Origin of the sequence: Mesorhizobium sp. Z1-4, from assembly GCF_004000235.1 — a bacterium.
GTDB lineage: Bacteria > Pseudomonadota > Alphaproteobacteria > Rhizobiales > Rhizobiaceae > RCIO01.
This window is the reverse complement of the sequence record NZ_RCIO01000001.1, coordinates 853,289-877,584: the sequence shown is the minus strand read 5'-3', so window position 1 is coordinate 877,584 and position 24,296 is coordinate 853,289. Positions and strand designations below refer to the sequence as shown.

The 24,296-nt window shown below is 62.7% G+C and carries 30 protein-coding genes, 1 other RNA gene and 1 pseudogene; 16 read left to right on the top strand and 16 right to left on the bottom strand.

Going from position 1 to position 24,296, the window contains the following annotated elements:
- Positions 1 to 77: 77 nt before the first annotated feature.
- Positions 78 to 776 (bottom strand): c-type cytochrome, encoded by a 699-nt coding sequence (locus EP165_RS04190; protein WP_127520276.1) that lies wholly within the window; start codon positions 774 to 776, stop codon positions 78 to 80.
- 275 nt (positions 777 to 1,051) lie between these two features.
- Between EP165_RS04190 and EP165_RS04185 the strand changes: the two genes are divergently transcribed.
- Entirely contained in the window at positions 1,052 to 1,909 is an 858-nt protein-coding gene (locus EP165_RS04185; RefSeq protein WP_127520275.1) for a prephenate dehydratase, read from the top strand.
- A 59-nt stretch (positions 1,910 to 1,968) separates the two neighbouring features.
- Here EP165_RS04185 and nudC read toward each other — a convergent pair whose 3' ends face one another.
- Both nudC and EP165_RS04175 read right to left on the bottom strand, forming a co-directional pair.
- Positions 1,969 to 2,910 (bottom strand): NAD(+) diphosphatase, encoded by a 942-nt coding sequence (gene nudC, locus EP165_RS04180; RefSeq protein WP_127520274.1) that lies wholly within the window; start codon positions 2,908 to 2,910, stop codon positions 1,969 to 1,971.
- Between the two features lie 29 nt (positions 2,911 to 2,939).
- Positions 2,940 to 3,359, bottom strand: a complete 420-nt coding sequence (locus EP165_RS04175) for an HIT domain-containing protein (RefSeq protein ID WP_127520273.1) — start codon at positions 3,357 to 3,359, stop codon at positions 2,940 to 2,942.
- A gap of 125 nt (positions 3,360 to 3,484) precedes the next feature.
- Between EP165_RS04175 and ffs the strand changes: the two genes are divergently transcribed.
- Positions 3,485 to 3,581: signal recognition particle sRNA small type (gene ffs, locus EP165_RS04170), an RNA gene on the top strand.
- 25 nt (positions 3,582 to 3,606) lie between these two features.
- On the opposite strand, the gene EP165_RS04165 is transcribed toward ffs, so the two are convergent.
- Positions 3,607 to 4,089: an SRPBCC family protein gene (locus EP165_RS04165; RefSeq protein WP_127520272.1), complete on the bottom strand. Its 483-nt coding sequence runs from the start codon at positions 4,087 to 4,089 to the stop codon at positions 3,607 to 3,609.
- Positions 4,090 to 4,091: 2 nt separating this feature from the next.
- A complete protein-coding gene (locus EP165_RS04160; protein ID WP_206075861.1) occupies positions 4,092 to 4,415 on the bottom strand; it encodes an ArsR/SmtB family transcription factor in 324 nt (107 codons plus the stop codon).
- 128 nt (positions 4,416 to 4,543) lie between these two features.
- On the opposite strand from EP165_RS04160, the gene EP165_RS04155 reads away from it, so the two are divergent.
- From EP165_RS04155 to EP165_RS04145, 3 genes are all read left to right on the top strand, one after another.
- Positions 4,544 to 4,855 carry a YciI family protein gene (locus tag EP165_RS04155; protein ID WP_127520271.1) on the top strand — a complete coding sequence of 104 codons (312 nt, stop codon included), beginning with the start codon at positions 4,544 to 4,546 and terminating at the stop codon, positions 4,853 to 4,855.
- 191 nt (positions 4,856 to 5,046) lie between these two features.
- On the top strand, positions 5,047 to 6,864 hold the full coding sequence (locus EP165_RS04150) for a DNA polymerase III subunit gamma/tau (RefSeq protein ID WP_127520270.1): 1,818 nt from the start codon (positions 5,047 to 5,049) through the stop codon (positions 6,862 to 6,864).
- Positions 6,865 to 6,876: 12 nt separating this feature from the next.
- The gene (locus EP165_RS04145) at positions 6,877 to 7,200 is read left to right on the top strand and encodes a YbaB/EbfC family nucleoid-associated protein (protein WP_127520269.1); all 324 of its coding nucleotides are present in this window, start codon (positions 6,877 to 6,879) and stop codon (positions 7,198 to 7,200) included.
- Here EP165_RS04145 and EP165_RS04140 read toward each other — a convergent pair.
- Positions 7,197 to 7,703 carry a GNAT family N-acetyltransferase gene (locus EP165_RS04140; RefSeq protein WP_127520268.1) on the bottom strand — a complete coding sequence of 169 codons (507 nt, stop codon included), beginning with the start codon at positions 7,701 to 7,703 and terminating at the stop codon, positions 7,197 to 7,199. The genes EP165_RS04145 and EP165_RS04140 overlap by 4 nt on opposite strands.
- A 90-nt stretch (positions 7,704 to 7,793) precedes the next feature.
- Here EP165_RS04140 and recR point away from each other — a divergent pair, with 90 nt between their 5' ends.
- The 3 genes from recR to EP165_RS20540 all read left to right on the top strand — a co-directional run bounded on the left by recR (position 7,794) and on the right by EP165_RS20540 (position 10,103).
- Positions 7,794 to 8,402, top strand: a complete 609-nt coding sequence (gene recR / locus EP165_RS04135; protein WP_127520267.1) for a recombination mediator RecR — start codon at positions 7,794 to 7,796, stop codon at positions 8,400 to 8,402.
- Between the two features lie 25 nt (positions 8,403 to 8,427).
- Positions 8,428 to 9,657, top strand: coding sequence for a lytic murein transglycosylase (locus EP165_RS04130; protein ID WP_127520266.1), 1,230 nt, complete (start codon positions 8,428 to 8,430; stop codon positions 9,655 to 9,657).
- 71 nt (positions 9,658 to 9,728) lie between these two features.
- Positions 9,729 to 10,103 carry a Kazal-type serine protease inhibitor family protein gene (locus tag EP165_RS20540; protein ID WP_206075860.1) on the top strand — a complete coding sequence of 125 codons (375 nt, stop codon included), beginning with the start codon at positions 9,729 to 9,731 and terminating at the stop codon, positions 10,101 to 10,103.
- Between the two features lie 10 nt (positions 10,104 to 10,113).
- Here EP165_RS20540 and EP165_RS04120 read toward each other — a convergent pair whose 3' ends face one another.
- Both EP165_RS04120 and EP165_RS04115 read right to left on the bottom strand, forming a co-directional pair.
- On the bottom strand, positions 10,114 to 11,115 hold the full coding sequence (locus EP165_RS04120) for an LLM class flavin-dependent oxidoreductase (protein ID WP_127520265.1): 1,002 nt from the start codon (positions 11,113 to 11,115) through the stop codon (positions 10,114 to 10,116).
- A gap of 105 nt (positions 11,116 to 11,220) precedes the next feature.
- Entirely contained in the window at positions 11,221 to 11,715 is a 495-nt protein-coding gene (locus tag EP165_RS04115; RefSeq protein ID WP_245440004.1) for a CAP domain-containing protein, read from the bottom strand.
- 109 nt (positions 11,716 to 11,824) lie between these two features.
- On the opposite strand from EP165_RS04115, the gene EP165_RS04110 reads away from it, so the two are divergent.
- Positions 11,825 to 12,523, top strand: a complete 699-nt coding sequence (locus tag EP165_RS04110; protein ID WP_127520264.1) for an HAD family hydrolase — start codon at positions 11,825 to 11,827, stop codon at positions 12,521 to 12,523.
- A gap of 74 nt (positions 12,524 to 12,597) precedes the next feature.
- On the opposite strand, the gene EP165_RS04105 is transcribed toward EP165_RS04110, so the two are convergent.
- The gene (locus EP165_RS04105; RefSeq protein WP_127520263.1) at positions 12,598 to 13,827 is read right to left on the bottom strand and encodes a DNA recombination protein RmuC; all 1,230 of its coding nucleotides are present in this window, start codon (positions 13,825 to 13,827) and stop codon (positions 12,598 to 12,600) included.
- A 102-nt stretch (positions 13,828 to 13,929) separates the two neighbouring features.
- On the opposite strand from EP165_RS04105, the gene def reads away from it, so the two are divergent.
- The 3 genes from def to truA are packed head-to-tail and all read left to right on the top strand — an operon-like array spanning position 13,930 to position 16,187.
- Positions 13,930 to 14,466, top strand: a complete 537-nt coding sequence (gene def, locus EP165_RS04100; protein ID WP_127520262.1) for a peptide deformylase — start codon at positions 13,930 to 13,932, stop codon at positions 14,464 to 14,466.
- Positions 14,467 to 14,481: 15 nt separating this feature from the next.
- Complete coding sequence (gene fmt / locus EP165_RS04095) at positions 14,482 to 15,441, top strand: methionyl-tRNA formyltransferase (RefSeq protein WP_127520261.1); 960 nt, start codon at positions 14,482 to 14,484, stop codon at positions 15,439 to 15,441.
- Positions 15,442 to 15,443: 2 nt separating this feature from the next.
- On the top strand, positions 15,444 to 16,187 hold the full coding sequence (gene truA, locus EP165_RS04090) for a tRNA pseudouridine(38-40) synthase TruA (RefSeq protein ID WP_127520260.1): 744 nt from the start codon (positions 15,444 to 15,446) through the stop codon (positions 16,185 to 16,187).
- A 55-nt stretch (positions 16,188 to 16,242) separates the two neighbouring features.
- On the opposite strand, the gene EP165_RS04085 is transcribed toward truA, so the two are convergent.
- The 5 genes from EP165_RS04085 to dapD all read right to left on the bottom strand — a co-directional run bounded on the left by EP165_RS04085 (position 16,243) and on the right by dapD (position 19,733).
- Entirely contained in the window at positions 16,243 to 16,833 is a 591-nt protein-coding gene (locus EP165_RS04085; protein ID WP_127520259.1) for a transporter, read from the bottom strand.
- A 2-nt stretch (positions 16,834 to 16,835) separates the two neighbouring features.
- Positions 16,836 to 18,014, bottom strand: coding sequence for a succinyl-diaminopimelate desuccinylase (gene dapE, locus EP165_RS04080; RefSeq protein WP_127520258.1), 1,179 nt, complete (start codon positions 18,012 to 18,014; stop codon positions 16,836 to 16,838).
- Between the two features lie 78 nt (positions 18,015 to 18,092).
- A complete protein-coding gene (locus tag EP165_RS04075) occupies positions 18,093 to 18,455 on the bottom strand; it encodes a DUF805 domain-containing protein (protein ID WP_164742949.1) in 363 nt (120 codons plus the stop codon).
- Entirely contained in the window at positions 18,448 to 18,798 is a 351-nt protein-coding gene (locus tag EP165_RS04070; RefSeq protein ID WP_127520256.1) for a DUF805 domain-containing protein, read from the bottom strand. The genes EP165_RS04075 and EP165_RS04070 overlap by 8 nt, the downstream gene beginning before the upstream one ends.
- A gap of 80 nt (positions 18,799 to 18,878) precedes the next feature.
- Positions 18,879 to 19,733 (bottom strand): 2,3,4,5-tetrahydropyridine-2,6-dicarboxylate N-succinyltransferase, encoded by an 855-nt coding sequence (gene dapD, locus EP165_RS04065; protein WP_127520255.1) that lies wholly within the window; start codon positions 19,731 to 19,733, stop codon positions 18,879 to 18,881.
- Positions 19,734 to 19,893: 160 nt separating this feature from the next.
- Here dapD and EP165_RS04060 point away from each other — a divergent pair, with 160 nt between their 5' ends.
- From EP165_RS04060 to EP165_RS20815, 4 genes and pseudogenes are all read left to right on the top strand, one after another.
- Positions 19,894 to 20,739, top strand: coding sequence for an LOG family protein (locus EP165_RS04060; RefSeq protein ID WP_127520254.1), 846 nt, complete (start codon positions 19,894 to 19,896; stop codon positions 20,737 to 20,739).
- A 126-nt stretch (positions 20,740 to 20,865) separates the two neighbouring features.
- Positions 20,866 to 21,261, top strand: coding sequence for a hypothetical protein (locus EP165_RS04055; protein ID WP_127520253.1), 396 nt, complete (start codon positions 20,866 to 20,868; stop codon positions 21,259 to 21,261).
- A gap of 56 nt (positions 21,262 to 21,317) precedes the next feature.
- A pseudogene (locus EP165_RS04050) lies at positions 21,318 to 22,280 on the top strand (copper chaperone PCu(A)C domain-containing protein); the annotation flags it as partial.
- 36 nt (positions 22,281 to 22,316) lie between these two features.
- Positions 22,317 to 22,676, top strand: coding sequence for a copper uptake system-associated protein (locus tag EP165_RS20815; protein ID WP_501981654.1), 360 nt, complete (start codon positions 22,317 to 22,319; stop codon positions 22,674 to 22,676).
- Positions 22,677 to 22,713: 37 nt separating this feature from the next.
- Here the strand turns inward: EP165_RS20815 and EP165_RS04045 are convergent, their stop codons facing one another.
- The gene (locus tag EP165_RS04045; protein ID WP_127520251.1) at positions 22,714 to 23,574 is read right to left on the bottom strand and encodes a DUF817 domain-containing protein; all 861 of its coding nucleotides are present in this window, start codon (positions 23,572 to 23,574) and stop codon (positions 22,714 to 22,716) included.
- Positions 23,571 to 24,281, bottom strand: coding sequence for a pyrimidine 5'-nucleotidase (locus EP165_RS04040; protein WP_127520250.1), 711 nt, complete (start codon positions 24,279 to 24,281; stop codon positions 23,571 to 23,573). The genes EP165_RS04045 and EP165_RS04040 overlap by 4 nt, the downstream gene beginning before the upstream one ends.
- Positions 24,282 to 24,296 lie beyond the last annotated feature (15 nt).

The following is a 24,296-nucleotide window of genomic DNA, read 5'->3' as shown; positions in this document are numbered from 1 at the left end:
GCCGGCAGTCTTCGGGCACAAAAAAGCCGGGCGCACCGGCCCGGCTTCTGATTGGGTGGAGGAACGAGGAGGCTTGCCTAGTTGGAGCTCTCTTCCGCCGGTGCGGCTTCTCCGCCGTCGGCAGGTGCCGCCTCTTCGGCCGGTTCCGAGCCGGTTGCCGGCGCTGCCTCATTTGCCGTTGCAGCGTCGCCCTCAGCTGCTGCAGCGGATTCGGTTTCAGCCGCCGGCGCTTCCGGAAGGGGTGCGGGGCTGTCGGCGAGGGTGCGCAGATAGGCGATGAGATCGGCCCGCTCGGGATCTTTCTTCAGGCCGGCGAATGCCATGGCCGTACCTTTGATATAGCCCTTCGGGTTGAGCAGGAAGCCGTTCAGGTGCTCATAGTCCCAGACTTCCTGGCCGCCGGCCGCGAACTCGCGCATCGGAGCGGAGTATGCGAACCCCTCATGCGACGCAATCGGGCGGTTCACCAGACCCCACAGGTTAGGGCCGACCTTGTTGGCGCCGCCTTTGTCGGGGGTGTGGCAGGCCTGACATTTGCGGAACACCGCTTCGCCCTTCGCTGGGTCTGCGTCTTGCAAAAGCGCGGCAATGGACACGGCCTCTTCTTCGACCGCGGGTCCGCCATGACCGCCTTCTTCCGCTGCCTCGATCGCATAACCCGGTGTTTCGGGTGAATGCGCGGCGAAAAGCGCGTCGGCAACCAACGTGACCGAAAAGACCACAAATACGGTGCCGAGCAATGCCCCGACAATCTTGTTGAGTTCGAACGAATCCATCTGACCGCAGCTCCTGTGCCCGACCCTGCCTTGCGCCTATCATGGAACGCACGCGCGCGCCGTGCGCGCATCCCGGCCAAGCTTCAAAATCGCGCGGAAACTAGGTCTTTTGCTTCATGCATGCAACACATATAAGGGCCCTTCCATGTGAGACCTTTTGCCACTTTGCCGGCGGCAGCTTGCGGGCGCTTCCCTTCGGCAAATATGCCCTGTGACCCAAGTGAAACGAGACGCTGGCGGCCCGTTTGAAACGCCTCCACCCTCCAGGAAAATCGATGAAGACCAACATTATCGCCTTTCAGGGCGAGCCGGGCGCGAATTCGGACACGGCCTGCCGCAACATGTATCCGGACATGGAGCCGCTGCCCTGCGCGACCTTCGAGGACGCGTTCAACGCCGTGGAAACGGGCAAGGCGGCGCTGGCGATGATTCCGATCGAAAATACGATTGCCGGCCGCGTCGCCGACATTCATCACCTGCTGCCCGAATCGCGGCTGCATATCGTGGCGGAGTATTTTCTGCCCATCCATTTCGACCTCATGGTCTTGCCGGGCGTCAAGATCGAGGAGATCAAGACCGTGCACAGCCATATCCATGCGCTGGGCCAGTGCCGCAAGATCATCAGGAAACACCGCTGGAACACGGCTGTGGCCGGAGACACGGCCGGGGCGGCGCGCGTGGTTCGCGACGAGGGCAATCGCACATGGGCTGCACTTGCGCCGCGGCTGGCCTCGACACTCTACGGGCTCGATATCGTGGTCGAGAATGTCGAGGACGCCGATCACAACGTCACCCGCTTCGTGGTGCTGTCGAAGGAAAAATCATGGGCGCCGCGCCAGGACGACCGTCTGATGATGACGACTTTCGTCTTCCGGGTGCACAACATCCCCGCCGCGCTCTATAAGGCGATGGGCGGCTTTGCCACCAACGGCGTCAACATGACCAAGCTGGAAAGCTACCAACTGGGCGGCAAATTCTTCTCAACCCAGTTCTATGCCGACATCGAGGGCCACCCGGATGACAAGAACGCCGCTCAGGCGCTGAAAGAGCTCAACTTCTTCTCACGTGAAGTGCGCATTCTGGGTGTCTACGACGCGCATCCCTTCCGGGTTGCACAGGGCGAGGACGAATAGGCTCAGGGGGATTTCCGGCGCGTACCACACAAACTTATTTTCGTGTGGTACGTTACCGCTTACTCGCTTTCCGCCCACGCCCTGATCAGGTGATGAGCGATCGCGCCGGGCGGCGGGCAGCCAATGCCGTCCGGGTGCTCGCCCGCGAGAATTGAGCGCACCTCGTCGCGCGAAAACCAGCGGCAGTCTTCCAGTTCGTCGCCATCGAAGCTGATCTCGTCGCTGACCGCCTCGCCGAAGCAGCCGATCATCAGCGTATGCGGAAACGGCCAGGGCTGGCTCGCATGATAAACCACGCGTCCGATCTCGATACCTGATTCCTCAAGCGTTTCGCGCCGCACAGCCTGCTCGATCGTTTCGCCGGGTTCGATGAAACCGGCGAGCGCGGAGTACATGTTTGGCATGAAATGCGGGCTGCGTCCCAGCAGGCAGCGGTCGCGCTGGACCGCCAGCATGATCGCCACCGGGTCGGTGCGGGGAAAATGTTCGGCCTGGCAGCCGGTGCAGACCCTCTTGTAGCCGCCGATGCGCATCTCGGTTCTCGCGCTGCAGCGTCCGCAGAAGCGGTGCGTATGGTTCCAGTGCAGCAGCGATGCGCCTTGCGCCAGTTCGCCAAGCTCCTCAGGGCCGATAAGCCCCTGTATATAAACCGAGCGGTAGTCGATCGCCTTGATCGTCTCAGGCAGTTCCTCCGCGTCGCGGCCGGCCGGCGCTGCAATGACCGGGCCTTTGTCGGAACGGCCAAGCAGGACGGCGTGTTCAAGCTTGGCCCCGAGTGTTCGAGCCTCTTCAAGGCTGTAATGTGCGTCGAAAACGCCGTCGGCCAGTTTGAGATGGATGCGTCCCGCCCGGGTGAGCAGGATTTGCGCCGCAGGGTCGGCAAGCGCCGTCGCGAGCGAACTCTCCGTCCGGTTTTCGGACTGCCGGTCGATCCGGTTTCCCGCGAACCCGACAAACTGGCTGGGTTCGCGCTGCGGCGCGTCGAAAAGGGAGAACGTCATGGATTGCCTCGAACTAGCGTGCCGGACGGTCACATGGCGGCGCGCAATTTGTCCAGTAGCGCACGCTGGCTTTTGCGCTCGCGCGGCTTGCGCGGTTCGTCGTCCAACACCGGGTCGGGCCAGCCGGCGTCGCCCAGCGAGCGGGCAGTCATCTCGACATGGAGCTGGCGCACGGCGTTGCATGCGATGCTCATATTGACGGTATCGCACTGAGCCACCTGCTTCAGCGCCTTTGAAACCATGCAGATCTCGAAAGTCAGCATGGCCTGGTCGAGTGGCGAAAGTTCGTGCACCTCCTCTATGCCGTTTCGCTGCGGCACCAGCATCAGGCGTACCCAGCGGCCGTCATCGACAAGCCTGAGTTCGCACAAGCCGAGCCACATGACGGGAACCGAGTTCGACTCCAGTCGCGCATCCAGTTCGAAGCCGCTCTTGGTGCCCGGCAGCATCCTTTTTACCCGGTTTCACCCCTCGGGACATCCAGATTGGGCCTTTTGCGTCCGCAACGCAATGATCAGGGCCTTGCACACGGCAAAGCTTGCAATCGCCGTCCCGATGAACGATATGAGGCGCGGGAGGTTGGTGGTGGACGAGCCACTCGCCAACCGGGTCAGGTCCGGAAGGAAGCAGCCCTAACGAGCTCGGAACGGGTCACCGTTCCAGCCTCCCACCTTTCCCTTTGTTTCCATTGCACTGCTACGCAGGCTTTTGCACCGCCAGCACTTCGCCGAGCGAGGTGAACGAGGCCTGCCAGCCGCCGCCAATGCCGCGGCGCGCATCTTCGGAGCGCACCAGTGAGTGCACGAGCCGGACGAAAGTGCCTTTGCCTTTCGGTATGAAGTCGACCTCGACCCTGGAATCCGGAGTTGCTTCCCGATCGCCGTTCATGTGTTCGACCACATAGGACCAGGAGTAGACGAGCTTCTCCTGTGGTTTGATGTCGATATAGCGGCCCTCGAAGCCGACCGACTTCTCGGCGTCCTTGGAGTGCAGGAGCTGCCACCTTCCGCCGGGGCGCAGATCGATATCCGCCGAGTGCAGGGAGTCGCGCTCAAGCCCGAACCATTGCACGATGATTTCCGGCGTCGTCCACGCCTCGTAGACTTCCTCCGGCGTCGCGGCAAAATAGCCTTCGACGACGATCGGGTCGTCGCCAGGCGTGGATTTCACGAACTGCATGGCTACTTTTTCCCCTTCGCGGCGAGGTGGCGTGCAAGCTTCTCGAACTGCCCGGTCCAGAACGTCTCATAGTCGGTCAGCCAGTCCGCGGCCTGCTTCATGGGCTCCGCATTCAGCCGGCAATGGCGGGTGCGCCCGCGTCTCTCGACCGTCAAAAGCCCGGCGTCGCTGAGCACGCGAACGTGTTTTGAAACCGCTGTTTGCGACATGTTGAATGGCTTCGCGAGGTCCGAAAGCCGCGTTTCTCCCGAGCTGGCGAGCTCTTTGAGTATCGCCCTGCGGGTTTCGTGGCTGAGGGCGGCAAAAGTGGAATCGAGATTCATCATGACCCGTCAGTAAAGCTGAACCTCTAGGTTGACAATGGCATGCAGCCGCAATTAATGAACCTAATGGTTGACTATTGACCCGACGAAAGTCGCCGTGAACACGAAAACCGGAATAAGGGAGACAGACAATGGCTGAATACATTTTCGCTTATCATGGCGGCAAGGCGCCGGAATCGCCCGAGGAAGGAGCAAAGGTCATGCAGGCCTGGATGTCGTGGATCGAGAAGTCCGGCGCTGCCATGACGAATCCCGGCAAGCCGGCCGGTGTGTCGAAGACGGTCAGTTCCGGCGGCGTTGCAGACAATGGCGGTGCAAATCCGATTTCCGGTTATGCAGTCGTCAATGTCGGCAGCATGGACGAGGCGCTTGCAATCGCGAAAGGCTGCCCCATTCTGGACGACGGCGGCTCGGTGGAGGTCGCCGAACTGATGGATATGTAGCGCCCGCCGGCCGTTCAGGCGGTTGAAGCATTGCGACAGCGGCGGTGCCGACGCGCCGCCGCTTTTCTTTTGTCAGTTCATCCACGCCCCATCCGCCTCCCGCCATTGACGTGAGTGGCGGCACAGGGTGACATTGCGGGTGCCGCGCAAAGCGCCTAAATGCGCCTGGCGACACGGAGCTGACCCAGCCGATGAATGACACCGCGACGGACACGAAAGCCAGCAAGACGGGCTATCGCGTACTGGCGCGCAAATACCGTCCGAGCGACTTTACCGCGCTTGTCGGCCAGGAGCCGATGGTGCGTACGCTCACCAACGCCTTCGAGAGCGGGCGCATCGCGCAGGCCTGGATGCTCACCGGCGTGCGCGGGGTGGGCAAAACCACGACCGCCCGCATCCTGGCCCGCGCGCTGAACTACAAGACCGACGAGATCGACCAGCCCTCAGTCGACTTGTCCGTGCCGGGTGAACACTGCCAGGCGATTCTTGAAGGCCGCCATGTCGACGTGATCGAGATGGACGCCGCCTCTCACACCGGCGTCGACAATATGCGCGACATATTGGAGCGCGTTCACTACGCCCCGGTTTCGGCCCGCTACAAGGTCTACATCATCGACGAGGTTCACATGCTCTCCGGCGGGGCGTTCAACGCGATGCTGAAGACGCTGGAAGAGCCGCCGCCGCATGTGAAATTCATCTTCGCCACCACCGAGATACGCAAGGTTCCGATCACCATTCTGTCGCGCTGCCAGCGTTTCGACCTGCGGCGCATCGATGCCTCGCTCATCAAGCAGGATCTGGCCCGCATTGGCGGCCTCGAAGGGGTCGAGACCGAGGATGACGCGCTGGCGATGATCGCGCGTGCCGCCGAAGGTTCGATGCGCGATGCACAGTCGATCTTCGACCAGGCGATTGCCCATTCCTCCGGCAAGGTTACGGCACAAACGGTGCGCGACATGCTTGGTCTCGCCGATCGGGCACAGATCATCGACCTGTTCGAGCATATCATGAAGGGCGACACGGCAGCCGCTCTTGCCCAGTTCCGCACGCTTTATGACGCAGGCGCTGAACCGGCGGCGGTGCTGACCAGCCTTGCCGAATTCTGCCATCTCGTCACGCGGCTGCGTTTCGTATCTGGTGCGACCGATGATGCCTCGCTCTCGGAAGACGAACGCACGCGCGGCGCTGAATTTTCCGCGGCACTTTCCGTACGCGTGCTGTCGCGCACCTGGCAGATGCTGCTCAAGGGTATCACGGAGGTTCAGGGTTCGACCCAGCCGGTGAGTGCCGCCGAAATGGTGCTGATCAGGCTGGCGCATGCCGCCGACCTGCCGACGCTGGATGAAGCGCTGGCCGGCTTCGACCGCTCGGGCGGGCAGGGCACGGCACCTCAATCGTCCAATGGCTCGGCGCCGCGCGCATCCGAACCCGCCGCTGCGCCGGCAAGTGCGGTCAGCGCATCGCGTCTGTCGCCTCAGCCGGCGGGCGGCGCGCAAACCATGCGGTTGGTTGAGCCTCGGCATGAACCCGAACCTGCGTCCGCTGCGGAAGTGCGCGCCGAGGTGATCCCGCATGTCGAGATCAAGTCGCTTGCCGATATTGCCGCGTTGGCCGACGCCAATCGCGACATGCAGTTCAAGATTCTGCTCAAGCGTTATGTCCGCCCGGTACGCATTCAGACCGGCAAGGTGGAAGTCAGCCTGACCGACGATGCGCCCAAGCTGCTCCTCAACGATCTGAGCGCCCGCCTGAAGGAATGGACCGGCCGCAACTGGATCGTTTCGCTGTCGCGCGAAGAGGGCGGGCAGACGCTGTCCGAACTGGAGGAACAGCACCGCGAAAACGTACTGTCCGATGCGCGCAGCGACCCGGCAGTGGCAGCGATCCTGTCGAATTTTCCCGGCGCCAAGATCATCGACGTGCGCATTCCCGATGCGGGCAGCGACGATGTGGGCGCCGACCTGGATGATACCGGCCTCGAAGCGCCGGACGAAGACGACGACAACTAGATTGGAGACCTCATGAAGGACCTCATGGGCCTGATGGGCAAGGCGAAGGAAATGCAGGCCAAGTTTCAGGCCATGCAGGAAGAGATCGCCAACCTGGAAGTGACCGGCCAATCCGCGGGCGGCCTCGTACAGGTCACGCTTTCGGGCAAATTCGAGATGCGCGCGCTGAAGATCGATCCGTCCATCTTCAAGGAGGACGATGTCGAGATACTCGAAGACCTGGTGCTTGCCGCGCACAACGACGCAAAGGTCAAGGTCGAAGCCGAGATGCAGAAGAAAACCAGCGAGCTGACAGCGGGCATGCCGCTGCCGCCCGGCATGAAACTGCCGTTCTAGAGCAGCAGTTCCATTTCGATCGCCGGCAGTAAGACGCCGGGCCCCATTGCAACTTCGATAGGCCCGACCCGGCTAAACCCGGCGGATGCATAGAAGCGTTCGGCGGGAAGCGTCGATTGGGTTCTCATCAGCCGCGCGCCGTGCGCTCTGGCTTCAGTCAGACAGCGCTCAATCAGCATGCGGGCGAGCCCGCGCCTCAGATAGTCGGGATGCGTGGCGAGGTGTCGGATATGCGCCACGCCATCTTCCACCTCATCGCTGCCCGGTTTTTCGAAGGTCCAGCCGCCGCACGCGCCGGCAACGCCATCGATCTCGGCGATGAAATAGGTGCCGCTGGCGAGAAGCTTCGGATTTGCCTTCGACATCAGCTCCTGCGCCTTGGCGAGCTGGGAAAGGTCGTACCGGCCATCTTCAAGGGTGGCATATGATGCCGCAATGAGCGCGGAGAGGACGGCTTCGTCCTCAGGCCGCGCAATGCGGATCGAGATCGTCTCCTTCGTCAAATCCGGAGCCTTTCGATTTGTTGGCACCAGCCCGCGTCTCTTAGACGTCCCGTGCTACCCAATTGCGGCATTCCCCGCTACACATCGCCCATGTCGTCCAAGCGAATCGCCGGCCCAGAGATCGAACGGCTGATCCAGCTCCTGGCCAAGGTGCCAGGGCTCGGCCCGCGTTCGGCCAGACGAGCGGCACTTCACCTGATCAAGAAGAAGGAGCAGCTTCTCATTCCGCTGTCCGGCGCGATGGCCGAGGCGGTGGAGAAGGTGAAGGTCTGCTCCACCTGCGGCAACATCGATACCGCCGACCCCTGCACTGTGTGCACCGACCCGCGCCGTGACGGCTCCACCATCATCGTTGTCGAGGATGTCGCCGACCTGTGGGCACTGGAACGTTCGGCCGCACTTTCCGCCCGTTATCATGTGTTGGGCGGAACCCTGTCGCCGCTTGACGGTATCGGCCCCGACGACCTCACCATCGACCAGCTGGTCGCTCGCGTGGCCGAGGGTGGCGTGACCGAGGTGGTACTTGCCGTCAACGCCACCGTCGACGGGCAGACGACTGCGCACTACATCACCGACCGGCTGGCCGGCTTCGAGACCCGCGTCACGCGGCTTGCCCATGGCGTACCCGTCGGTGGCGAACTCGACTATCTGGATGAGGGCACGATCGCCGCCGCCCTGAAATCGCGGACAGCCTTTTGACGCATTTCGCGGACAGGAAGGAACGATGAAACGTTCGCTGATTGCAGCTGCCTTCTTCTGCGCATCGCTTCTCGCTCCTTCGTTTGCCTCGGCTCAGGATGTGAACGCGCTTTTCCGTGACTGGCTGGTCAACGATCTGTGGCCGCAGGCAAGCGCCAATGGCGTTTCCGCCGAAACCTTCAACGGCGCGTTCTCCGGCGTAAAGCCGAACCTGAAGCTGCCCGACCTCGTGATGCCCGGCAAGGAAGAGCAGACGCCTAAGGTTCAGCATCAGGCGGAGTTCAGTTCTCCCGGCAAATATTTCGCACCCAATGTCGTCGGCGGCGTGACGGCCGGCGGCCGCAGCCGCATGGCGCGCTACAAGAATGTGCTGGCCGCGGTGGAAAAGAATTACGGCGTGCCGGCGGGCATCGTGCTTGCGATCTGGGGTCGCGAATCCGGCTTCGGTAACGCCAAGATACCGCACAACGCCATCGAGGTGCTGGGCACAAAGGCCTTCATGTCGACCCGCAAGGACATGTTCCGCGCCGAGATACTGGCCGCACTGGTGATGATGCAGCGCGGCGTGCCGGCGTCGGCGATGAAGTCTTCCTGGGCCGGCGCGCTCGGCCAGCCGCAATTCCTGCCGACCTCCTATCTGCGCCACGCGGTCGATTTCGACGGCGACGGTGCTGACATCTGGAACTCGGAAGCCGACACGCTGGCTTCGATCGGCAACTACCTCGCCAATCATGGCTGGGTGCGCGGCCGCGACTGGGGTTTCGAGGTCACCGTGCCCGAAAGTGTTTCATGTGCGCTGGAAGGGCCGGACCGCGGCCGCAAGATTTCCGACTGGGCGGCGATGGGTATCGCGCGCGTCGGCGGTCGTCCGTTCCCGGATCACGAGGCGCGGCAGGAAGGTTATCTGATGATGCCGGCTGGCCGTTATGGTCCTGCCTTCATCGTCACCCCGAATTTCTACGTGCTCAAGGACTACAATGAGAGCGATCTCTACGCGCTCTTCGTCGGTCATGCGGCAGACCGCATGACCTATGGCGACAAGTCGTTCGTCGGCGGCTGGGGCAAGGTCGGAGGTCTCTACCGTTCCGATGTCGCGGCCATGCAGCGCGGCATGGAGCGGCTCGGCTACGATGTCGGCGGCGCCGACGGGCTGGCCGGCTTCAAGACCCGCCGCTCCATCGGCGACTGGCAGGCGAAGAACGGCCGCAAGCCGACCTGTTTCCCGGACGCCGGGATCGTTGCGGCGTTGCGTTAGCGAAACGAAAAATCAGGACCTTGTTGCCTATTGCTGCGTTGCCCGGACGGGATGGGCAAACGGAGACAAGAATGTTCGCGCGTATCAGCATCATTGCAGCCTTTGTGATCCTCTTTGCGGCCAGTGGCGCGCAGGCGCAGGAACGGTTTGCACAAGCCGAATCCTCGCGCCGCGTATGTACGCAGCAATACGACCCTGTCTGCGCCCGTAAGGGCACCCGCTACCGGACATTCGGCAACGCCTGCGAGGCTCAGGTGTCCGGCTATTTCGTGACATCAAAAGGGATCTGCAGGCTGGGCCGCGGTCGCGTCCGCGAACAGCCCGTCATGTGTACCAAGGAATATGATCCCGTCTGCGCAAAGCGCGGTTCCCGCCGCAAGACTTTCGGCAATGCCTGCGAGGCCCGGGCTGCGGGCTACCGGATCGTCCACGGTGGCCGCTGTTGAGCGGACAAGCTCATCTGGCCTTGGCAAGCTCGTCGCGGATCTCCGCGAGCAGCTCGTAGGAGCGTAGCCGGGCCTTGTGTTCGTAGACCTGCGCGGTGACGATGATCTCGTCGACTCCGGTGCGCGCGACAAATTCGGACAAACCCTGCCGCACCGTTTCGGGCGAACCCACGATTGCTTCCGCCAGTGCGTGGTCGAGCATGGCGCGTGAGCCCGGGTCGAGCAGCGGTTCGATATCGTCGACGGGTGGCGGCAGCTTGCCCGGCATCCCCCGTCGAAGCCGCATGAATGCCTGCTGCGACGACGTGAAAAGGCGCCTGGCCTCATCGTCGCTTTCGGACGCGACAATCTGGAGCCCTGCCATCACAAAGGGTCGCTCAAGCTGCTCCGACGGCTGGAAGCGCTCGCGGTAGATCGCAATGGCGTTCATCAGTTCGCGTGGCGCGAAATGCGATGCGAATGCATATGGCAGCCCAAGCATGGCCGCCAGTTGCGCACCGTACAGGCTGGAACCGAGTATCCAGACCGGCACGGCAAGTCCGGTTCCCGGCACCGCTTGTACGCGCTGGCCAGGCTGTTCGGGTTCGAAATAGCGGATCAGTTCGACCACATCCTGCGGAAATGTATCGACATCGCTTGCGAGCGTGCGGCGCAGCGCCTGCGCGGTCACCTGGTCGGTGCCGGGCGCGCGGCCAAGGCCGAGGTCGATGCGGTTTGGGTGAAGTGCTGCCAGCGTTCCGAACTGTTCTGCAATCACCAGCGGCGCGTGGTTGGGCAGCATGATCCCGCCGGCACCGACCCGGATCGTGGATGTGCCGGCCGCGACATGGGCGATGACGACGGCGGTGGCTGCGCTCGCAATGCCCGGCATGTTGTGGTGCTCGGCCAGCCAGTAGCGCCGGAAGCCCAGCCGCTCGGCATGGCGGGCAAGATCGAGCGTGTTGGCGAGCGACTGGGAGACGTCGCTCCCTTCAGTGACGGGTGACAGATCCAGAACCGAAATCGGTATCATCGGCCTACGTTGCTTCTTACCTCGACGACGTTCATCCCGCACGAAATAGGAAGATATCGCGCGCCCTGCCAGTCAGGATTATTGAATGCTGCCCGTCAGGTGGTGTCAGGCCGCCAGAACCATCGCCCAGAAGCGGCGGTCGTCCGGTTCGCTCACATATCCAAGTCCGAACTTTCCGAAGCGGCCGTCGAGCATGTTGCGCCGGTGCGGCGGCGACGCCATCCAGACATCGATGACGCGTGCAACATCGAAGCGGCCATGCGCAAGATTTTCGGCCGCGGGCGCCGCGATGCCGCTGGCTTCCATCCGCGAAACGAAATCGCGTCCGCGTAGCGCCGTGTGCTCCATCTTGCCGCCTGCGGACATGTAGCCCGCTTGCTGGATGGCTGCCTTTTCGAGTGTCCGGTCCGCCGAAAGCGGTGCCTGGTCGTTTGCGCGGCGTGCGAGCGCGATCTGGCGCTCCGCTTCGGACGACATGCCTACACCGTCCACCGTCATCGTCGGCAGCACGGAAACGCAGGCGGACAATGGCATGAGTGCCACGGCGCCCACACCGAGCAAAACGATGCGCCTCGCTGGCAGAAAGGATTGGTCCGGCACGAATTGTCCCCTTCGCGAATTAGGATTTCACGATGCAAAGGCGACCATATCGGGGCAGGGTTTTATGTCCGGTAAAGCTGGTCTAGATCAGCGTTGTGCGGAGGTACGTATGCAGCATCTTACGACCATAGGTTTCGATGCGGACGACACGCTGTGGCAGAACGAACAGTTTTTCCGCATGACACAGCACCACTTTGCTGAACTTTTGGCGGACTTCGCTGCGGCCGACCACCTTGGCGAACGGCTTCTGGAGGCCGAGCGCCGCAACCTTGGCCACTACGGTTTTGGCATCAAGGGTTTCACGCTTTCGATGATCGAGACCGCAATCGAGGTGACGGACGGCAAGGTGCCGTCGCGGGTCATCGCCGATATTCTCGATGCCGGCCGCGAGATGCTGCGCCATCCTGTGGAGACACTGCCGCATGCGCGCGAAACGCTGACGGAACTGGCCGGTTCGCATCGGCTGGTGCTCATCACCAAGGGCGACCTGTTCGATCAGGAACGCAAGGTGGCGGCTTCCGGGCTGGGCGATCTGCTGGATGCGGTGGAGATCGTCAGCGACAAGAAGGCCGAAACCTATCGCACGCTGTTCGCGCGCCACGGTGACGGGCCAGAGCGAGCGATGATGGTGGGCAATTCGCTGAAGTCGGACGTGATACCGGCAATCGAGGCTGGTGGCTGGGGTGTCCTGGTCCCGCACGATCTCACCTGGGAGCTGGAGCACGCCGAGGCCCCGCGCGAAGCGGAACGTTTCCACGAAATGCCAACACTGGCCGAGTTGGCTGCGCTGGTGCGCGATATCGGCTAGGTCGTCTGTCTGGCCCGCCTCATTGCCGTCATCCTCGCCCTTGTGGCGAGGATGACGACGTGGAGTGCAGAACGCTAGTCTTCGTCGACGACCCGCAACCGCAATTGCCCGCTGCCGGCCTCGACGGCCTTTTTGGTCGGCTGTTCGGCCGCGGCTTCGGCGGCGTGGGCTTCGCCGAATTCGAGCGCTTCGATTTTCGCGCCGCGTTTGGTGAGCTTATCGGTCGACGTCAGGATCTGGTCGATGTCCTTGTTGGTCAGATCGAAATGGCCCTTGAGCTTGCGCACACGGTCGTCGAGCCGCGACACGTCCTCCATCAGCCGGATCACCTCGCCCTGAATGAGATGAGCCTGCTCGCGCATGCGCGCATCTTTCAGAACCGCCTGTATGACCTGGATCGAAAGCATCAGCAGCGAGGGCGACACGATCACCACCCGCGCCCGGTGCGCACGCTGCACCAGCTGCTCGAAGTTCTCGTGGATCTCGGCGAAGATCGATTCCGACGGCACGAACATGAAGGCCGTGTCCTGCGTCTCGCCATTGATAAGATATTTTTCCGAAATCGCCTTGATATGCACTTCGATGTCGCGGCGGAAAGCCTGGGAGACCTGCCGCTGCGCTTCGCCTGAGCTGTCGCTCTCGGCGGCGGCGCGGATGGCGTTCCACGATTCCAGCGGAAATTTCGCATCGATCACCAGCGAGGGCTGATCGTTCGGCATTCTGATCAGACAGTCCGGCCGCGACCCGTTGGAAAGTGTGGCCTGAAACTCGTAGGCACCGTGCGGCAGCCCGTCGGCAATAATCGCCTCCATCCGGCTCTGCCCGAAAGCACCGCGTGTCTGCTTGTTGGAGAGGATGTGCTGCAGCTGCACCACCTGCCCGGCAAGCGACTGGATGTTGGTCTGCGCTGTGTCGATCACCGCCAGCCGTTCCTGTAGCCTGGCGAGATTGTCATGCGTCGATTTCGTCTGTTCCGCGATCGAGCTGCCGAGCCGCGACGTCATGCCGTCGAGCCGTTCGCCGATGGCCTTGTTGAGTTCAGCCTGGCGGTTGGAAAACACCTCCGCCAGCGTGCCGAGCCTGCCCTGCATCTCGGCTTGTGCCCTGGTAATTTCGGCGAGGCGCGCATCGGCTTCGCGTCCGGCCTCCGCGCGCCCGCGTGACATGCGCCACAGCGAAACGCCAAGCACGGCAACGATAAGCACGCCGACAATCCCGGCCGCCCACATCAGATGGCCCAGTGTGATCGTGGCCGATCCGAATTGCGCAATCGGCGCGGCCAAAAGGTCGGAGAAGCTTTGCATCACGAAACCTTAGACGATTCGGCAGCCCGGCATAAGACCAAAACGTGAACGTTCCATGCTGTTCACGTTGACGCCCGCCTGTACAGCCATTACCTGAGAGCCATCATGATCCGCCCGCTCGTCATTCTTCCCGACCCTGTTCTGCGTGAGGTCTCCAAGCCCGTCGAAACCGTCGGCGAAGAGCTGCGCAAGCTCTCGGCTGATATGCTCGAAACCATGTATGACGCGCCGGGTATCGGTCTCGCCGCGATCCAGATCGGCATCCCGCTGCGCATGCTGGTTATCGACCTTGCCCGCGAAGACGAGCCGAAGGCGCCACATATATTCATCAATCCGGAAATCGTCGCCCGTGGCGACGAACCGAATATCCATGAAGAAGGCTGCCTGTCGATCCCCGATTATTACGCGGAAGTCGAGCGTCCGGGCTCGGTAACCGTCACCTATGTCGACATCGACGGCAAAACGCGGGAACTCCAGGCCGACGGTATGATGGCGACGTGCCTCCAGCATGAGATCGACCATCTGAATGGCGTGCTTTTCATCGACCACCTGTCGAAGCTGAAACGCGACATGGTGGTGCGCAAGTTCAAGAAGCTGGCGCGTGAGAAGGACAAGGCCCCGACCCGCATGGTGGGCTGAGGGGCGGTTTCAAAAATGCCGCTTCGTCTCGTTTTCATGGGAACGCCCGATTTCGCCGCCGCAACGTTGCGTGCGGTGGCCGGTGCAGGTCACGAAATTGCTGCGATCTATACTCAGCCGCCGCGCCCGGCGGGGCGGCGCGGGCTGGAGCTCAAGCCGTCGCCCGTGCACCGGCTTGGCGACGATCTCGGCATCGAAGTCCGCACACCGAAAAGCCTGCGCGGCGAGGCCGAGCAGCAGACATTTGCTGCGCTGAATGCCGACGCGGCTGTCGTTGTCGCCTACGGATTGCTGCTTCCCGAAGCAGTGCTCAAGGGTACGCGTCTCGGCGCATTCAATGGCCATGCCTCGCTTCTGCCCAGATGGCGCGGTGCGGCACCCATTCAGCGCGCCATCATGGCCGGCGATACCGAAACCGGCATCATGGTCATGAAGATGGATGAGGGCCTGGATACCGGACCGGTTGCGCTGACGCACCGCGTTCCGATCGATCCGGACATGACCGCCGGCGAACTTCATGACGAGCTCGCCAGGTCGGGCGCGGCACTCATGGTCGAGGCGCTTGCACTGCTGGAAGCCGGCAAGCTTGCGCTGACCCCGCAGCCGCCAGAGGGCGCGACTTACGCGCACAAGATCGCCAAGGACGAAACACGGGTCGACTGGTCGCGCGCCGCCGATGAAGTCCACAATCATATTCGCGGTTTGTCGCCGTTCCCGGGCGCCTGGTGCGAGATGGAAATCGCCGGCCGTGTCGAGCGCGTGAAGCTGTTGCGCTCCACCGTCGACACGCTGCCTTCGGCGGGCTCCAATGGCGCATACACCGAACCCGGCACCGTGCTCGACGACGAACTGGCGATCGCCTGCGGCGCGGGCGCGGTTCGGCTGGTTGAGCTGCAGCGCGCCGGCGGCAAGCCGCTTTCCGCGGAAGACTTTCAGCGCGGCGCCAAGCTCGCGCCGGGCGTTGTGGTACGCTGACAATGCCGCGTTACCGGATCGACATCGAGTATGACGGCGGCGCCTATGCCGGCTGGCAGCGACAGGCCGACCAGCATTCGGTTCAGGCCGCTATAGAGCAGGCGATCCACGGCTTCTGTGGTGAGGCCGTCACGATCCGCGGGGCCGGCCGCACCGATGCCGGCGTTCATGCGCGCGGACAGGTTGCGCATTTCGATCTCGAACGCGAATGGCAGGCAGACCGGGTTATGGCCGCGATCAACGCCCATCTCACCTCAGCGGGCGAAACGGTCTCCGTCGTCGCGGCTCAGGCGGTCGATGCCGAGTTCGACGCGCGATTCTCCGCCACTGCCCGGCACTATCTCTACAGGATCCTGAACCGGCGCGCGCCGCCGGCGCTCGAGCGCGGCCAGGTCTGGCATGTGGCAAGAAAGCTCGACCCGGACGCCATGCATGCAGCCGCGCAGGCTCTGGTCGGCAAACACGACTTCACGACGTTCCGGTCGGTGCAGTGTCAGTCGAAGAGCCCGGTGAAAACCCTTGATGTTCTGGATGTCACGCGCCACGGCGACGTGGTCGAAATCCGCGCCTCAGCGCGCTCGTTCCTGCACAACCAGGTGCGTTCCATGGTCGGCACGCTGAAGCGGGTCGGCGAGGGCGCCTGGACGGCCGGTGACGTAAGTGCGGCGCTGGAAGCTGCCGACCGCTCAGCCTGCGGACCGGTCGCGCCTCCGGATGGGCTATTTCTGATGCGCGTGGACTACTGAGCGGATACGGCCGCCCGGGCGGCGCCGGGTACCGGCACCTGGCGCTGAGGTCAGGTCAGGCGATTGCCAGGCCAAGAAGTGGCTGCAGCACCAGCAGAATGGTCACCGAAACCGCGATCATGGCGAAAAATACCGCCGTCGCGACCGCAGCGCCACGCGCTATCACGGTGTTCGTCAGCCGCCAGGCGAGCACCAGTGTGAGAATAACCGCCACGAGCGAGATCAGATCGGTCAGTTCCACCGATTCCGGCCAGAAAAGGTCGATCAGCGCTGGCGGCAGCAGCAGCCAGGCAAAGGCTGCGGACGCCCAGTTCGAGGCAACCACATAAGGCACAAAGCGGTCGATCAGCCCGACCGGCTTTGCGACCGCGGCAAACAGGATGATCGGCCCGACCCAACTTATGAGGTCGATAACTGCCAGCTTTGCCAAAATCCACAAGCGGTACGCAAATGGATCGCCTCCGGCCAGTTCGTTTGCAAAGGAGACCCAGCCGACGCCAAGTGCGGGCAGCGCGACGAATATGGCGAAGAACGAGTTCCAGAAACCGTCAATGCTGAGATCCAGCTGGCGCAACCCCTCGGAGCGGCCGTTCATCAGCTTCCATACGCCGCCCAGATAGTTCTGAATGTCGTCGGCGCTCGGCATCGTCAGCGCCCGAACCAGTTTTCCAGGAAACGCTCATAGATCGCGGTGAGCGTTTCGAGGTCCGCAAGCGCAACCCGCTCGTCCACCATGTGCATCGTCTGCCCCACAAGACCGAACTCGACGACAGGACAGTAATCCTTGATGAAACGCGCGTCCGACGTCCCGCCGGAGGTCGACAGCTTTGGTGCACGGCCGGTGACGCGCTCGACTGCGCCGGAAAGCAGCCCGATCAGCTTTTCGTCGCGGGTCAGGAACACCGGGCTCGGCCGGTCGCGCCAGCTGAGATCGTAGCGTACGGGCTTGGCGCCGCCGCGTGCCTGCGCGGCACTGTCGAGCCGCGCAACGACTTCCCCCTTCAGGGTATCCGGCGTCCAGCTGTCGTTGAACCGGATGTTGAAGGCGAAGGTGGCTTTGGCTGGAATCACATTGACCGCCGGATTGCCGGTGTCGATGGAGGTGATCTCGAGATTGGTCGGCTGAAAGTCGGCTGTCCCTGCATCGAAGGCCGGCGTGAGCAGCGCGCCGGCAAGTGCCAGAAGCCCCGGCAGCGGATTGTCGGCCAGGTGCGGATAGGCGGCGTGGCCCTGGGTGCCGTTGACGGTGACGGTAGCGGAGAGGGAGCCGCGCCGTCCGATCTTGATCATGTCGCCCATCGCGTCGGGGTTCGTCGGCTCCCCGACGATCGCACCGTCCCAGCTCTCGCCTTTGTTTGCTGCCCATTCCAACAGTTTGACGGTGCCGTTGATCGACGGGCCTTCCTCGTCGCCGGTGATCAGCAGCGACACGCTGCCGGGCAGCGTGCCGTGTTTATCAGCGTGGCGCGCCACCGCGGCGATGAAGCAGGCAATGCCGCCTTTCATATCCACCGCGCCACGGCCATACATTTCGCCGTCAACGATTTCGGCCGAAAAGGGCGCATGGCTCCAGGCGGCTTCGTCGCCCGGCGGCACCACGTCGGTGTGTCCCGCGAACATAAGATGCGGCCCGTTGCCGGAAAGACGCGCATAAAGGTTTTCGACATCCGGCGTGCCGACTTCGGCAAATGTGGGGCGTTCGACACTGAAGCCGAGGGGGGCGAGGATTTTTTCAAGTGCCGCGAGAGCACCGCCTTCCGAGGGTGTTACCGACGGGCAGCGGATGAGGGCGGCAAGGATTTCTGCGGGATCTGTTGGCTGGCGCATTGGCGATCAGATACTGGAAACGGCCCCGGCTGTCACGACGCCGAACCAGGCATGGCGACTTCAAATCGCAGCATGTGGTTATTTCGGTGCGTTTGGCCGCGAGCCGTACCGGTTCGGCCCGGTCTGGCCCGGTATCAGGCTGAGCACGATCCAGAACAGAAAATCGCCGATCAGGAAGAAAAACGCGAACCAGCCGGACGCGTTGAAATCATGCAGCCGCTTCACCGCAAGTGCGATGTGGCACACGATCGCCGCGCCGAGAACCACAAGGAACACGCCGCCCCAGGTCGTCTGTGCGGCTTCGTTGCCGGTGTTGGCGATGATCTTGTAGACGGGAAACAGCCGCGCCAGATAGAGCAGCAGCCCGGCCCAAAAATGGGTTATCCGGCCAATGCGGCCGGATAACCCGAAGAACAACCAAAGAAACGATCTGCTATCCAAGGGGATCCGGTCCAAAGCGATTTGCACCCTTGGTGCCTTCCAGAATTCCGCATTCGACAAGCAGCCAGATCGGCCCGATGATCGGGATCAGGATGATCAGCGTCCACCATCCGGATTTGTCGCGATCGTGCCACCGCTTGGCGTATAGCGCGATACCGAGATAGATCGATACCAGTCCCACGATCGCCCCGAGAACGCCGAGACCCTCGGCGATCTGCAGGCCAAGCATCATGTCGATCAGATTGGCGAGCAGCCCGGCGGCAAACAGAACGCCGACACCGGCCCAGAATTTCGCGCGGTTGATTCGCCCTTCAAAGCTCGTAAGCAGATACTTCCAGTCCATGGTAAATGCCCCCTCTCTCTGTTGCGCGGGCCGAATCCGGTCCGCAGGGGCGGACAGAGTGCGACCGTTGGACGCGGATTTCAATCGCGCAGCAGCTCGTTAATCGAGGTTTTCGACCGGGTCTTTTCATCGACGCGCTTGACGATGACGGCGCAATAGAGGCTCGGACCCCAGTTTTCACCAGGCACGTTCTTGCCGGGCATGGTGCCTGCCACCACCACCGAATAGGGCGGAACCTCGCCCAGGAATACCTCGCCGGTGGCGCGGTCGACGATCTTCGTCGACTTGCCGATGAAGACGCCCATGCCGAGTACCGACCCTTCGCGCACGATGCAGCCTTCGACCACTTCGGAGCGCGCGCCGATGAAGCAATTGTCTTCGATGATCGTCGGTCCGGCCTGCATAGGTTCAAGTACGCCGCCGATGCCCACGCCGCCGGACAGATGCACATTCGCGCCGATCTGCGCGCAGGAGCCGACGGTTGCCCAGGTGTCGACCATCGTGCCTTCACCGACATAGGCGCCGAGATTGACGAAAGAAGGCATCAGCACCGCGCCGGGTGCGACATAGGCCGAACGCCGCACGATGGCGCCCGGTACGGCCCGAAAACCGGCCTTGTCGAAGTCCGCGCCGCCCCACCCATTGAACTTGGAGGGCACCTTGTCCCACCAGGTTGCTTCGCCGGGTCCGCCCTTGATCACTTCCATGGGGTTGAGCCGGAAAGACAGCAGCACCGCCTTTTTCAGCCATTGATGGACATGCCAGATTCCGTCGTCGCCGCGCGAGGCGACGCGCGCTTCACCGCGGTCCAGCAAATCGAGCGCTGCATCCACCGCCGCGCGTACGCTGCCGCCAGTGTCGGCGCTTATCTTGTCGCGTTCCTCGAACGCTTTTTCGATCGTTGCCTCGAGTGCCGATTGATCTGCCTTGGCCATGGCAAGTGCTCCACTACACTGGCTGTTAAGGGGAAGCCCGTAGGGTCCGGGAGGGACTGGCCCGAAGGCCGCGCGGAACCTATGTCAAGCGCGCCGGGGGGTCAATTGCGGGAAGCGTCTCGACGGGACGCATTTCGACTTGAGACCGGGGATTAATGCAATGACCGCAACAGAAGACAATGGCTGGACGCCGCTCCCGCATTCGGATGAGGATCTGCAGCGCGCGCGCAGTGTGCCACGCACTCCGCAGACCGAGGCACCCACATACCGGCTGGCTTTCTCGGACGAGGATTTTCTCACCCGGCGCGAGCTGCGCCCGGTGCGGCTTCAGCTCGAATTGATGAAACCTGAAATGGTGCTGACGGAGAAGGGCATTCGCTCAACCGTCATCATTTTTGGCGGCGCGCGTATCCCCGAGCCGGGTGGAGACGCATGGGCAGCCAAAAACGAGACCCAGAAGAAAAATCTTACTGCCAACAGCCGCTATTATGCCGAGGCTCGGCAATTCGCCCGGATATGCTCCGAACATTCGGCGAAATCCTACTACCGCGAATATGTGATTGTAACCGGGGGCGGCCCCGGCGTGATGGAAGCCGGCAACCGCGGCACATCAGACTGCGGCGCGCCCTCGATCGGCCTCAACATCGTGCTGCCGCACGAGCAGGCGCCCAACAAATACGTCACGCCGGATCTGTGCTTCAATTTCCACTATTTCGCGATCCGCAAGATGCACTTCATCATGCGGGCGAAGGCCGTGGCCGTGTTCCCCGGCGGTTTCGGCACGCTGGACGAACTGTTCGAAACCCTGACGCTGATACAGACGGGACGCATGGAGCGGGTGCCCGTTCTGCTGTTCGGCAGGGAGTTCTGGGACCGGGCGATCAACATCGATTTCCTGGTTGAACAGGGGACGGTATCACCGGGCGACGAGACACTGATCTCGCTGGTCGATACGGCGGAAGAGGCTTGGGGCGTGATCAAGGCGTTCTACGAAATCGCGGACTGAACGGGCGAGGCGGCACCGGTTCTGAATTGCCGGCGTCTTTTTGCTCCGCCAGCCTGCACCGGTGCCGCTGCCGGTGTGGCAAGCCGACCACTTTCCAACGGGAGTGAAAGAGCCTAGAGCGAAACCATGAGCAAGGTTTCGCGCCGAACAAGCTGGTTCGAAAGTCTGCGCCGCGAGGGTGGCCTGTTTGCCGCGCTTGCGGTTCTCCTCACTGTTTTGAATGCGCTTCAGCCGCTTGGCGCCGCTCAGGCCGCCGGCCAGGATTTTGTTATATGCACCCTTGCCGGCGCTGCCGGCGACGAGGGCGAGCCGCGCGGAATGCCTGAAGGCTGCCCGGCATGCATCGGCGTTCATCACTGTACCGGCGCGGCCGCTTTCAAGGCAGCACTTGCGTCGGAACCGGCATTTGCGCCGCCTGCCGCTGTTGCTGAAGCCCGGTTGTCTGCGGAATTCGGCTTGATCCCGCCCGGCACTGCTGCCGGGCCGCCACCGGCAATTCGTGCACCGCCTTTCATCGTCTGAAAATCACCGGCCCGCGCTGGGCCACATCTCGTTTTCAGACATTGAAAGGACGTATCATGCGTCATCTTTTCGGTTCGCTCGCAGCAGCGGGAGCCGTTGCTCTCATCACCGCCGTTCCGGCCGGTGCCCACGCCACCCTGGAGAAGGCGGAAGCTGCGGCTGGCAGTTACAAGGCCGTTCTTCGCGTACCTCATGGGTGCGATGGCCAGGCCACACATACCGTCCGCGTTGAGGTGCCGGAAGGCTACATCGGCGTGAAGCCGATGCCGAAGGCCGGCTGGGTCCTGGACGTAGAGTCCGGGGACTACGCAAAAACCTATTCCCTCCATGGACGCGAGATGTCATCCGGAACGCGGGTCGTGACCTGGTCCGGCGGCCAGCTCGAGGACGGTCATTATGACGAGTTCATATTGTCGGGCTCGCTGTCTGGGGTTGATGCGGGCCAGGCGCTCTATTTCGTGACCACGCAGCTTTGCGCTGACGGAGAAGTCGCGTGGAAGGAGATGCCGGCCGAGGGCCAGGACCCGCATGAACTCGAGCAGCCTGCGCCGCGGCTTGTCATCCTTGCGGCTGGCAAGGGCGGCCATGGCGGCCACGGCGCACATGCCGGCATGGACGCCACGGTGACTGCCGGCGACCTGGAGATAAGTTCGGCCTGGGCCCGCGCCATGCTGCCCAACCAGCCGGCCGGCGGCGGCTATCTGACCATCGCCAATCATGGTGCAGAGGCCGACCGCCTCGTCGGCGCTTCTTCGCCGGCCGCTGCGAAGGTGGAGATCCACACCATGGAGATTGTCAACGACGTCATGACCATGCGCCCGGTCGATGGCGGTCTCGAAATCCCGGCCGGAGATACCGTCGAGCTCAAGCCTGGTGGACTGCACGTCATGTTCATGGGCGTCGCAACCCCATTCAAGGATGGTGACACGGTTCCCGTAACGCTGCAGTTCGAAAAAGCCGGCGCCGTGGAAATCGCCTTCCCGGTTCGCAAGGCCGAAGGCGGTGGTCATGGTGGGCATGGCGGCCATGGGGATCACGGAGAAGATCATGGCGCCTTGAGCGACGAGGATGCGATCCGGGGCGTCCTCAAGGCGACCTGGGATACGCCGGAGGCGCCGCTTTCCATTCAGCCCCTCGTGATCCTTGGCGATCATGCCGTCGCCGGCTGGATGCAGGACGAACGCGGCGGCCGTGCGCTCATGCGGCGTATGCATGGCAGATGGACCGTGCATCTGTGCACTGGCGATGCGGTGAAGGAGGCGGCAAACCTCCGGCAGATGGGTGTGCCGGCGGCGGTTTCGGATCAGCTGGCAACATTGCTTGCGGATGCCGAAGCTGCGATGGACCCGAAACAGGTCGCTCTGCTGTCCAGCTTCGATGGCACGGTCATGATGGACGGGCACGGCAACCACTGACCGCAAGACGGGCGCGGAGAGCGGTTGCTCCGCGCCTTCAATTCACTGGCTCGTCCGGCGGCTGCGGCCGGTGGATCAGCGTCACCAGCACGAATGAGATGATCATCAGCAGGTACCAGGCGCCGAGTTTCTGAATGGAAACCGGCGACCATCCGGCCTCCTGGCCGGGATAGAGCCATGCACGCGACCAGGTGCCGATATTCTCCGCAAACCAGATGAAAAGCGCGACCAGCAGGAAGCCGAGCAAAAGCGGCATGCGGTGGCGAAAGCGGAAGACCCGGTAATGCACGCTGGTGCGGTAATACAGCAACGCCGTCACTGCAAACAGGCCAATCCGTATATCGACCGTGAAGTGGTGTGCGAAGAAGTTGATATAGATCGCCGCCGCAAGCACAGCCGTCGTCCAGACCGGAGGATAGGCGGAATAGCGCATGTCGAAGATGCGGGTGATGCGGGCAAGGTATGAGCCGACTGCCGCATACATGAAGCCTGAAAACAGCGGCACCGCGCCGATGCGAAAAATGCTCTCCTCCGGATAGATCCATGATCCCGCGGACGTCTTGAACACCTCCATCGCGGTGCCGACGACGTGGAAGACCAGGATCACCTTGGCTTCGTCCAGTGTCTCGAGCTTGAGTGCGAGCATGGCGAGCTGGATGGAAAGGGCGGCCAGAAACAGAAAGTCGTAGCGGGTAAGGCCCGCATCGTCGGGCCACAGAATCCGCGTCCCGATGATCAGCGCCAGCATCGCGCCGCCGAACAGGCACGCCCAGGCCTGCTTGAGGCCGAAGACGATGAACTCGACCAGCGCGCCTGAAAGCCCCGATTTGGGAAGCCGGTCGAGAACCGCATGCGCCGCAGCGTCGATGCTCGCTTCGAGCGACGTAAAGCGCTTCAATGCTGGGGGGCCGGGGTGATGTTGTTGAGGAATACGGCGAGATCGTCGGTCACGAAATCGACCGCGTCTTCATATGCGGCGTCCCGCTCCCAGATCTCGCTGAATGTCGGTTCGAAGTTACGCGGCACGATCAGTACGGTGCGCATGCCGAGCGATTTGGGCACCTCCAGATTGCGGCCGAGGTCTTCGAACATCGCCGCCTGCGCTGGTTCCACACCATGGCGCTCGAGGAAGCGGCCATAGGTGGCGGCTGCCGGCTTCGGTTCGTGTCCCGCGGCGATGATGTCGAAAATCTCGTCGAAATGATCGAGAATGCCGAGTTGCCGCGCTGTGCGCTCCGCGTGCCCGCGATCGCCATTGGTGAAGATGAACTTGCGGCCGGGCAGGGCCCGGATCGCGTCACCCAGTGCGGGATCGGGCGAGAGCCCTGAATAGTCGATGTCGTGGACTTTTTGCAGAAAGTCGTCGGGGTCGATGCCGTGCAGCGCCATCAGCCCGTTCATGGTCGTGCCGTAGTCCCGGTAGAGCTCCTTCTGCAGCGCGCGCGCTTCATCGCGCGGCAGCGAAAGCAGCTCGGACACGAACGAGGTGATGCGTACGTCGACCTGCGCAAACAGGTTCGAGTGGTGCGGATAAAGCGTATTGTCGAGGTCAAATACCCACTCCCGGACGTGGGAGAAGGCTTTTGCGTCAGGCTGATTGGTCATGCGCTCCTATGGCAC

Excerpts from the sequence above, each read along its gene's own strand:
- EP165_RS04190 (WP_127520276.1), bottom strand. The coding sequence starts at position 776 with ATGGATTCGTTCGAACTCAACAAGATTGTCGGGGCATTGCTCGGCACC.
- EP165_RS04185 (WP_127520275.1), top strand. The coding sequence starts at position 1,052 with ATGAAGACCAACATTATCGCCTTTCAGGGCGAGCCGGGCGCGAATTCG.
- nudC (WP_127520274.1), bottom strand. The coding sequence starts at position 2,910 with ATGACGTTCTCCCTTTTCGACGCGCCGCAGCGCGAACCCAGCCAGTTT.
- EP165_RS04175 (WP_127520273.1), bottom strand. The coding sequence starts at position 3,359 with ATGCTGCCGGGCACCAAGAGCGGCTTCGAACTGGATGCGCGACTGGAG.
- EP165_RS04165 (WP_127520272.1), bottom strand. The coding sequence starts at position 4,089 with ATGCAGTTCGTGAAATCCACGCCTGGCGACGACCCGATCGTCGTCGAA.
- EP165_RS04160 (WP_206075861.1), bottom strand. The coding sequence starts at position 4,415 with ATGATGAATCTCGATTCCACTTTTGCCGCCCTCAGCCACGAAACCCGC.
- EP165_RS04155 (WP_127520271.1), top strand. The coding sequence starts at position 4,544 with ATGGCTGAATACATTTTCGCTTATCATGGCGGCAAGGCGCCGGAATCG.
- EP165_RS04150 (WP_127520270.1), top strand. The coding sequence starts at position 5,047 with ATGAATGACACCGCGACGGACACGAAAGCCAGCAAGACGGGCTATCGC.
- EP165_RS04145 (WP_127520269.1), top strand. The coding sequence starts at position 6,877 with ATGAAGGACCTCATGGGCCTGATGGGCAAGGCGAAGGAAATGCAGGCC.
- recR (WP_127520267.1), top strand. The coding sequence starts at position 7,794 with ATGTCGTCCAAGCGAATCGCCGGCCCAGAGATCGAACGGCTGATCCAG.
- EP165_RS04130 (WP_127520266.1), top strand. The coding sequence starts at position 8,428 with ATGAAACGTTCGCTGATTGCAGCTGCCTTCTTCTGCGCATCGCTTCTC.
- EP165_RS20540 (WP_206075860.1), top strand. The coding sequence starts at position 9,729 with ATGTTCGCGCGTATCAGCATCATTGCAGCCTTTGTGATCCTCTTTGCG.
- EP165_RS04120 (WP_127520265.1), bottom strand. The coding sequence starts at position 11,115 with ATGATACCGATTTCGGTTCTGGATCTGTCACCCGTCACTGAAGGGAGC.
- EP165_RS04110 (WP_127520264.1), top strand. The coding sequence starts at position 11,825 with ATGCAGCATCTTACGACCATAGGTTTCGATGCGGACGACACGCTGTGG.
- EP165_RS04105 (WP_127520263.1), bottom strand. The coding sequence starts at position 13,827 with ATGCAAAGCTTCTCCGACCTTTTGGCCGCGCCGATTGCGCAATTCGGA.
- fmt (WP_127520261.1), top strand. The coding sequence starts at position 14,482 with ATGCCGCTTCGTCTCGTTTTCATGGGAACGCCCGATTTCGCCGCCGCA.
- truA (WP_127520260.1), top strand. The coding sequence starts at position 15,444 with ATGCCGCGTTACCGGATCGACATCGAGTATGACGGCGGCGCCTATGCC.
- EP165_RS04085 (WP_127520259.1), bottom strand. The coding sequence starts at position 16,833 with ATGCCGAGCGCCGACGACATTCAGAACTATCTGGGCGGCGTATGGAAG.
- dapE (WP_127520258.1), bottom strand. The coding sequence starts at position 18,014 with ATGCGCCAGCCAACAGATCCCGCAGAAATCCTTGCCGCCCTCATCCGC.
- EP165_RS04070 (WP_127520256.1), bottom strand. The coding sequence starts at position 18,798 with ATGGACTGGAAGTATCTGCTTACGAGCTTTGAAGGGCGAATCAACCGC.
- dapD (WP_127520255.1), bottom strand. The coding sequence starts at position 19,733 with ATGGCCAAGGCAGATCAATCGGCACTCGAGGCAACGATCGAAAAAGCG.
- EP165_RS04060 (WP_127520254.1), top strand. The coding sequence starts at position 19,894 with ATGACCGCAACAGAAGACAATGGCTGGACGCCGCTCCCGCATTCGGAT.
- EP165_RS04055 (WP_127520253.1), top strand. The coding sequence starts at position 20,866 with ATGAGCAAGGTTTCGCGCCGAACAAGCTGGTTCGAAAGTCTGCGCCGC.
- EP165_RS04040 (WP_127520250.1), bottom strand. The coding sequence starts at position 24,281 with ATGACCAATCAGCCTGACGCAAAAGCCTTCTCCCACGTCCGGGAGTGG.